Below are 699 nucleotides of genomic sequence, written 5' to 3' on the forward strand. Positions count from 1 at the left end.
GATACATGGAATCCCAAGGGGTCTCCATTTTCCGTTCTCTTTTTCAATCCATTCTCTTCGAACTTTCTTCGGGCGATAGTTTTGAAGTTTATTTCGGACTTCATTTACCAGATCATTTTCTGAGAGCTCTTTCATGTCATCGATGGTCTTCCCATCGGTACCTGGTGTTTTAGAACCTTTATTGGTTTTGATCATGCGAAAAGCGAGCAGGATGTTTTCTCTCGATATGATGGTTTCATATAGATGAGAAAACGTGTTTCCCTGGCTCGCCTTTTCATGAAGATCCGTAAAGTTCTCTGTCATATTATAATAATCCCAGTTTCGCAACGTTGACACTGTGGCATCCCTCCTTTGGAGTGATGTTCCCACGTTCCTACCCGATCGGTGCCATTCACGTTAGGAAAATAATCGTTTCATACTCTAGACTTGGGGCTATTCCTTCACTTCCATTACAGAAGTTTCATCAGTCATTCCCCTACCCTCACAAGGATAAATGCTTTTCAGCATGGCTTTATAGCAAACGTTTCGGGTGACAGTCCTTGATTCAACGTTCCTTGCTTTCCAAGTACCATACAACGTAGCTATCCATACTAGACGTAGATGCTTCCTGTAAGCCTGTGAGCTCGATGCCGCCATCGTTCGGTATAGCGTCTTTCAGAGGGGGCAGTTTTACTCCACACCACTCACGTCATCGTAAGA

Annotated in this window: 1 pseudogene; it reads right to left on the reverse strand. The window is 43.8% G+C overall.

Annotated features, from left to right (window positions below):
* Nucleotides 1-336, reverse strand: a pseudogene (locus tag GLW00_RS20290) (group II intron reverse transcriptase/maturase); the annotation flags it as partial.
* Between the last annotated feature and the right edge of the window lie 363 nt (nucleotides 337-699).

Origin of the sequence: Halobacillus litoralis, assembly GCF_009856445.1 — a bacterium.
GTDB classification, from domain to species: domain Bacteria; phylum Bacillota; class Bacilli; order Bacillales; family Halobacillaceae; genus Halobacillus; species Halobacillus litoralis.